The 5,968-nt window shown below is 69.9% G+C and carries 4 protein-coding genes and 1 pseudogene; 3 read left to right on the top strand and 2 right to left on the bottom strand.

The window, feature by feature from the left end; all coding sequences use genetic code 11:
* Positions 1-142: 142 nt before the first annotated feature.
* A complete protein-coding gene (locus tag D7V93_RS36070; protein WP_120647673.1) occupies positions 143-493 on the bottom strand; it encodes a hypothetical protein in 351 nt (116 codons plus the stop codon).
* Positions 494-697: 204 nt separating this feature from the next.
* Between D7V93_RS36070 and D7V93_RS36075 the strand changes: the two genes are divergently transcribed.
* Both D7V93_RS36075 and D7V93_RS36080 read left to right on the top strand, forming a co-directional pair.
* Complete coding sequence (locus tag D7V93_RS36075) at positions 698-3,898, top strand: TonB-dependent receptor domain-containing protein (RefSeq protein WP_120647674.1); 3,201 nt, start codon at positions 698-700, stop codon at positions 3,896-3,898.
* A gap of 43 nt (positions 3,899-3,941) precedes the next feature.
* Positions 3,942-4,691, top strand: coding sequence for a hypothetical protein (locus D7V93_RS36080; RefSeq protein WP_244237712.1), 750 nt, complete (start codon positions 3,942-3,944; stop codon positions 4,689-4,691).
* Here the strand turns inward: D7V93_RS36080 and D7V93_RS36085 are convergent.
* On the bottom strand, positions 4,663-5,376 hold the full coding sequence (locus tag D7V93_RS36085; RefSeq protein WP_120647676.1) for an HAD family hydrolase: 714 nt from the start codon (positions 5,374-5,376) through the stop codon (positions 4,663-4,665). The genes D7V93_RS36080 and D7V93_RS36085 overlap by 29 nt on opposite strands.
* Before the next feature lie 233 nt (positions 5,377-5,609).
* Between D7V93_RS36085 and D7V93_RS36090 the strand changes: the two are divergent.
* Positions 5,610-5,968, top strand: a pseudogene (locus D7V93_RS36090) (sigma-54-dependent Fis family transcriptional regulator); the annotation flags it as partial.

The following is a 5,968-nucleotide window of genomic DNA, read 5'->3' on the forward strand; positions in this document are numbered from 1 at the left end:
CCTCTACGTCCACTTCATGAAGCCGCCCCACACCACGCTCTTCCACGCCCTCTTCTCTTCCGAACCCGAGAACATCCTCTGACAGCCAGAGGTGCGACGGAGGCCCGCTTCCACTTCACGGGCCCCCGCACGCGGCAGCTTCTCAGCCGTCCTTGACGACGTCGCCGACGCGCGACTCGCCCATGGCGGTGACGCTGGCCGTCGTGAACTTCGGCGCGAAGTGGCTCAGCAGCGTCTCCAGGAAGCGCCCGTGGTACGCCGCGTAGGCCTCCGTCGTGATGGCCTTGCCCTTCACCGAGATGATGGTGAACACCACCCCGGCGCCCGGCACCGTCGTCGGCCGGAACCAGGCCTGGTTCTCCAGCGGCGACGTCTCGGACGTCACGTCGCCCTCGGCGTCGTAGCGCCAGCCCGCCACCTTCTTCGATTCCACCGCGCTCTTGAGTCCGTCAATCAAGCCCTGCGGGTCCGTCGTCGTCACGAAGATCGCCATGAGTGCGTGCTCCTTGGATGAGTGTCCGAGACCTTCAACCCGCTCCCCCCTACGATCCAGTTCCTGGAAGCGGGCCCCGACCACCCCGTTCGACGCAGTGGGTCGGGACTTCTCCGCACTAACAGAGAAGGCCGACTGATTGTAGCTGGTGGATTTCTCAGGTTTTGCGACAAAGTGCGCCGCCTTCGCCGGGAGGGGCATTCCGTGTCCAGACGTAACCGTGTCATCCGTGGGCTGTGGCTCGCGGCGCTGCTGTGGGGAACCGGGGCATTGGCCCAGGGCAACTCGGTCATCACCGGGACGCTCCAGAGCGCGGAGGACAAGCGCCCGCTGGAGAATGTCGTCGTCACCGCCACCTCGCCCCAGTTGCAGGGCGAGCGCACGGTGGTCACCGACAAGAGCGGCCTGTACCGCATCCCGCAGCTGCCGCCGGGCACGTACACGCTGCGCATGGAGGGCCAGGGCTTCCACCCGTTCGCGCGCACGGACATCCTGCTCCGCATCGACCGCACCATCCGCTTCAACGCGGAGCTGGTGCCGGACGCCATGAACATCAACGTGGAGGTCGTGGGCACGCCGCCCAGCGTGGACGTGGGCTCCAGCGCCGCGGGCGTCACCGTGGACCAGGAGTTCATCCGCAACATCGCCGTCATCCGCCCCGGCACCAAGGGCTCCGCGTCCCGCTCCTTCGAGGGCCTGGCGGAGCTGGCCCCCGGCGCCACCGAGGACCGCTACGGCGTGAGCATCAGCGGCAGCAGCTCCCCGGAGAGCCAGTACGTCGTGGACGGCCTGTCCGTGAACGACCCTGGCGTGGGCACGCTGGGCACGCCCCTGTCCGTGGAGTTCGTCAAGGAGGTCAACATCATCACCGGCGGCTACATGCCCGAGTACGGCCGCTCCACCGGCGGCGTGCTCAACGTCCTCACCAAGTCCGGCTCCAACGAGTTCCACGGCTCCGTGTTCGCCAACATGGCGCCCGGCGCCTTCCAGACCGCCGGCAAGGTGGTGCGCCGCGAGGGCAGCGTCATCTCCGCGCAGGGCAGCGCCCACAACCTGGGCGACTTCGGCTTCGACCTGGGCGGCCCCCTGCTCAAGGACAAGCTCTGGTTCTACGTGGGCGTCGCGCCGTCCTTCAATCGCATCCAGGTGGACCGCCAGCTCTCCACCTTCGAGATCTGCACGGAGAAGGACGACAACGGCTGCGCCGCCGTGGGCGCCCGCCGCAAGGACCTCACCACCGGCTTCTCCCAGGCGACGCCCATCGAAGGCTCCCAGGTGAGCCGCTTCGCGGACGAGCGCAGCGTGCAGTACCTGGGCAAGCTCACCTACAACTTCAACCCCGACCACAGCCTCGCGGTGTCCGTCTTCGGCACGCCCCGCTCGTCGGGCGGCAGCGGCAAGTACTCCTTCAGCGACGACGGCGAGCCGGAGGTCTGCTCCAGCCTGTCCTGCACCGGCTTCGTCCAGGGCGCCTATGAGGCCATCGCCACCCGGCGCGAGAACAGCGCGCTGGACCTGGTGGCCAAGCAGTCCTCGTCCTTCTTCGAGAAGAAGCTGCTCGTGGACGCGACGCTCGGCTGGCACCACCAGGCCGACTCCATCCTCCCCTCGGACGGCTCCGGCCTGGGCTCCGGGGAGGGCCTGTCCGCGCGCTCCAACATCGCGTGGCGCCGCACCCGCAACCCCGGCCCCCACACCATCAACGAGTTCGAGACCCTGCCGAACGCCGACGCCTGCGGCACCACGCCCGCCGAGCAGGCCCTGCGCTGCCCCGTCACCGCCTATTCCACCGGCGGCCCCGGCACCATCAGCATCCAGCGCCTGGACCGCGTGCAGGGCAAGGTGATGGGCACCTACCTGCTGGAGGCCCTGGGCCACCACATCCTCAAGGCCGGCGCGGACATCGAGCGCATGAGCTTCTACAACAACCGCGCGCGCACCGGCCTCACGCCCTGGCAGGAGTGCACCGGCGGTGACTGCTTCTTCAGCCTCAACCAGTACGGCTACCTGGAGGCCCCGGACCGGCCGGTGTTCCTCGCCAGCAAGGAGGGCACCTCCACGTCCACCACCGTGGGCGGCTTCATCCAGGACAGCTGGTCGGTGCTCGACAAGGTCACCATCAACGCGGGCCTGCGCTACGACGTGCAGACGCTGTACGGCCTGGACGGGGAAGTGGGCCTGCACCTGCCCAACCAGTGGTCCCCGCGCCTGGGCGTCATCTACGACCCGACGCAGGCGGGACGCGCCAAGGTCTTCGCCAACTACGCGCGCTTCTTCGAGAACGTCCCCCTGGACATGGCGGACCTCTCCTTCCCCCAGCAGCAGCTGCTGTCCGCCACCTACAACACGCCCCCGTGCACCCTGTCGCGCGAGGGCTCGCTGCTCACCGAATGCGACCTGGACGCCAACCGCAAGGCCATTGGCAGCCGCGAGAGCCCCAACCAGCTCTGGGACGCGCAGGGCGGTGACCGCGTGCCCGTGGATCCCCAGATTCGCGCCCAGTCCGCGGACGAGTTCGTGGTGGGTGGCGAGTATGAATTGCTGGCCGCGAGCCGCGTGGGCGCCACGTACACCCGGCGCTACCTCAACGACGTCATCGAGGACATGAGCCGCGACGACGGCAGCACCTTCTTCCTGGGCAACCCGGGCAAGGGCTACTCGACGGACTTCCCGCTGGCGAAGCGCGAGTACGACGCGGTGAACCTCTACTTCCAGCGGGCCTTCACCAACGGCTGGCTCGCCCAGGCCAGCTACACCTGGTCCACGCTGCGCGGGAACTACTCCGGCCTGTTCCGCGCGGACACCGGGCAGCTGTCCCCCAACCTCACGCGCGACTTCGACCTGCTGACGCTCACCGTCAACCGCGAGGGCCAGCTCCCCGGTGACCGCACGCACTCCTTCAAGGTGTTTGGCGCGAAGGAGTTCGTCATCGGGCCACGCACCAGCATCAACGTGGGCGGCAACTACCGGGCACGCTCGGGCGCGCCGCTGAACTACCTGGGCGCCAACCCGCGCCGCAGCGGTTCGGAGACGTTCATCCTGCCGCGCGGCAGCGCCGGCCGGCTGCCCTGGGTGCACGGCGTGGACGGCCACGTGGGCCTCAACCAGCGGCTGGTGAAGGACTCCGTGCTCACGGTGTCGCTGGACGTCTTCAACCTCTTCAACTTCCAGCAGTACACGGACGTGGACCAGACCTTCACCACCTCGCGCGTGTACGCCATCGAGCAGGGCGGGGCGCCGGACAACCTGACCGCGTGCCTCAATGACCTCAGTGACAACTGCAAGGTCATCTCCACGACCACGAACGCGCGCATCACCTCGCAGGAAATCAACCCCAACTTCAAGCGGCCCACCGCCTACCAGGCACCGCGCGCCATCCGTCTGGGCGCGAAGCTGAGCTTCTAGGCCCCGGCCGCACACGAGGACACCCGCGATGAACCTTCGATGGATGGCAATCAGTGGAGCCCTGGCGGCGGCGGTCGTCACCGCCGGGGCGTGTGGCAGCGAACCGGAGCCCGTGTGCGTGGTGGCGCGCGCCGTGTCGGACGGCTCCACCGGCTCGTTCGCCACGACGTACCAGCTCAAGCAAGGGCAGAACCCGGACCAGGTCTGCGCCCGGCTCAAGCCGGAGGCCGTGGGCCTGCAGAAGTACTTCAGCCAGGCCCCGGAGGCGCCCGACACGGTGGGCGTGCGCAGCACGCGGCTGGGCCAGCTCTTGAGGGACTTCGCGAAGCGGCTCCCGGCGGGGGCCGCGGATACGGCCACGGCGGTGGGGCCCTTCACGTCGGAGACGCCGGCGGCGGACCACTTCTGCTCGGTGACGGAGCTGTCGCCCACGCGGCTGCAGGTGCCCGCGTCCACGGCGCCCGACGGCGGCGTGCTGCCCGCGCAGGACTTCGGCTACACGTGGAGCAACCTGCGCATCTACAACACGCCGGAGATCCCGGGCACGCAGTTCACGTCGGACCTCGTCTACACGGAGAACGGCTGCACCGCCGAGTACGCCGTGAAGGGCATCTGGCCGGTGGTGACGTGTCGGGGCGCGGACGCCGGGCCGGACGAGGCGAAGTGCGACCCCTACGCGGACCTGGACGCGGGGCGGCTGCGCGGCTCCGGCATCAACCCGCTGTTCCCCGTGAAGTGCGACCCGGACGCGCTCATCTGCGTGCTCACGGGTGAGGTGCCGTCGGCGCCGTGAAGCCCGGGCTTCCGGGGCGCAGCGCGGCCGGCAGGTCCCGGAAGTCCTTCACCAGCCAGTCCGGGTGTTCGCGCACCAGGATGTCGCGCGGGAACGAGGTGGCGACGGCGACACACGCCGCGCCCGCGGCCCGCGCGGCCCGCAGGCCCGCCACCGCGTCCTCGAACACCACGCACCCCGACGGCGCCACGCCCAGCGCGGAGGCCGCCTTCAGGTACACCTCCGGGTGCGGCTTGCCCTGGACGACGTCCGTGGACGTCACCCGCACGGGGAACAGGTGCTCCAGCCCCACGCGCTCCAGGGCCAGCTCCGCGTTGTCCGCCAGCGCGCTCGTGCCCAGCGCCCAGGGCACGCCCGCCTGCCGCAGCGAGCGCAGATAGGCCCCCACGCCGGGCACCGCGGACACCGGCTCGTTCTCGAGCAGCCGGTGGAAGGCCATCTCCCGGTCGTACGTCAGCGCCTCCACCTCCTCGTCGCTCAGCATCGCGCCGAACCACGCGCGCAAGGTCTCCCCCGCGCGCCGCCCGTTGGTGGCGAGCAGCTCCTCCCGGGTGGGCACGTAGCCCCGCTCCCGGGCGAACGCCTCCCAGACGCGGTAGTGCAGTTCGGTCGTGTCGATGACCACGCCGTCCAGGTCGAAGAGGACGGCGTCGAAGGGAGCGATGTTCGAGGTCGATGAGGACATGGAGGCTCGCGCTTTCTCGAAGATCCACACGGCAGGCACTTCAACCCTATTCACGGGGGGGGCCCGGGGCGCGGCATTCGCCCCCACTGATGACGCCCGGCGTGCGAGCAGCCGAGGGGATGGTTTCCGGGCAGCACCGTCGAAAAGGGCCGCTTCGGGTGAAGTGGGGGGTGATGGGGCTCGCTTGGCCGGTCCAGGTCCAGCCGGCCCGTTGTAGGCTTCCCCGGAGGTCCATGCCGCCCCCCAAGAACCCCGCCGAATTCTCCACGACCGCCGTGCGCACGCAGGGCACGCCCACCCAGGCGGCCCATGCCGTGCCCGCGCTGACGCTCATCGGGCATGCCCAGCCCCAGCGCATCGGGGAGCGGCTGTTGCTTGAGGGGCTGCTGTCGGCCGAGCGCTCCGTTTCGCTGTCGCGCAACGCCCCGGACTTCAGCCGGCCCGGCGGCATGCTGTCACTGCCGCTGGGGGATCCGTTCCTCAGCCGCACACCGGTACGCTTCGAGCCCGGGGTGCGCGGCGGGGTGCGCCTGCTCGTGCCGGAGGACGGGACGCCGGTGCTGGTGGGCGGCGAGCCGGTGAAGGGCGGGCG

Source organism: Corallococcus llansteffanensis, from assembly GCF_003612055.1.
In the GTDB taxonomy this organism is placed as follows: Bacteria; Myxococcota; Myxococcia; order Myxococcales; family Myxococcaceae; genus Corallococcus; species Corallococcus llansteffanensis.

Bases quoted from the DNA above. Each gene is read 5' to 3' on its own strand.
- D7V93_RS36070 (WP_120647673.1), bottom strand. From the start codon at position 493: ATGGCGATCTTCGTGACGACGACGGACCCGCAGGGCTTGATTGACGGA.
- D7V93_RS36085 (WP_120647676.1), bottom strand. From the start codon at position 5,376: ATGTCCTCATCGACCTCGAACATCGCTCCCTTCGACGCCGTCCTCTTC.
- D7V93_RS36080 (WP_244237712.1), top strand. From the start codon at position 3,942: ATGGCAATCAGTGGAGCCCTGGCGGCGGCGGTCGTCACCGCCGGGGCG.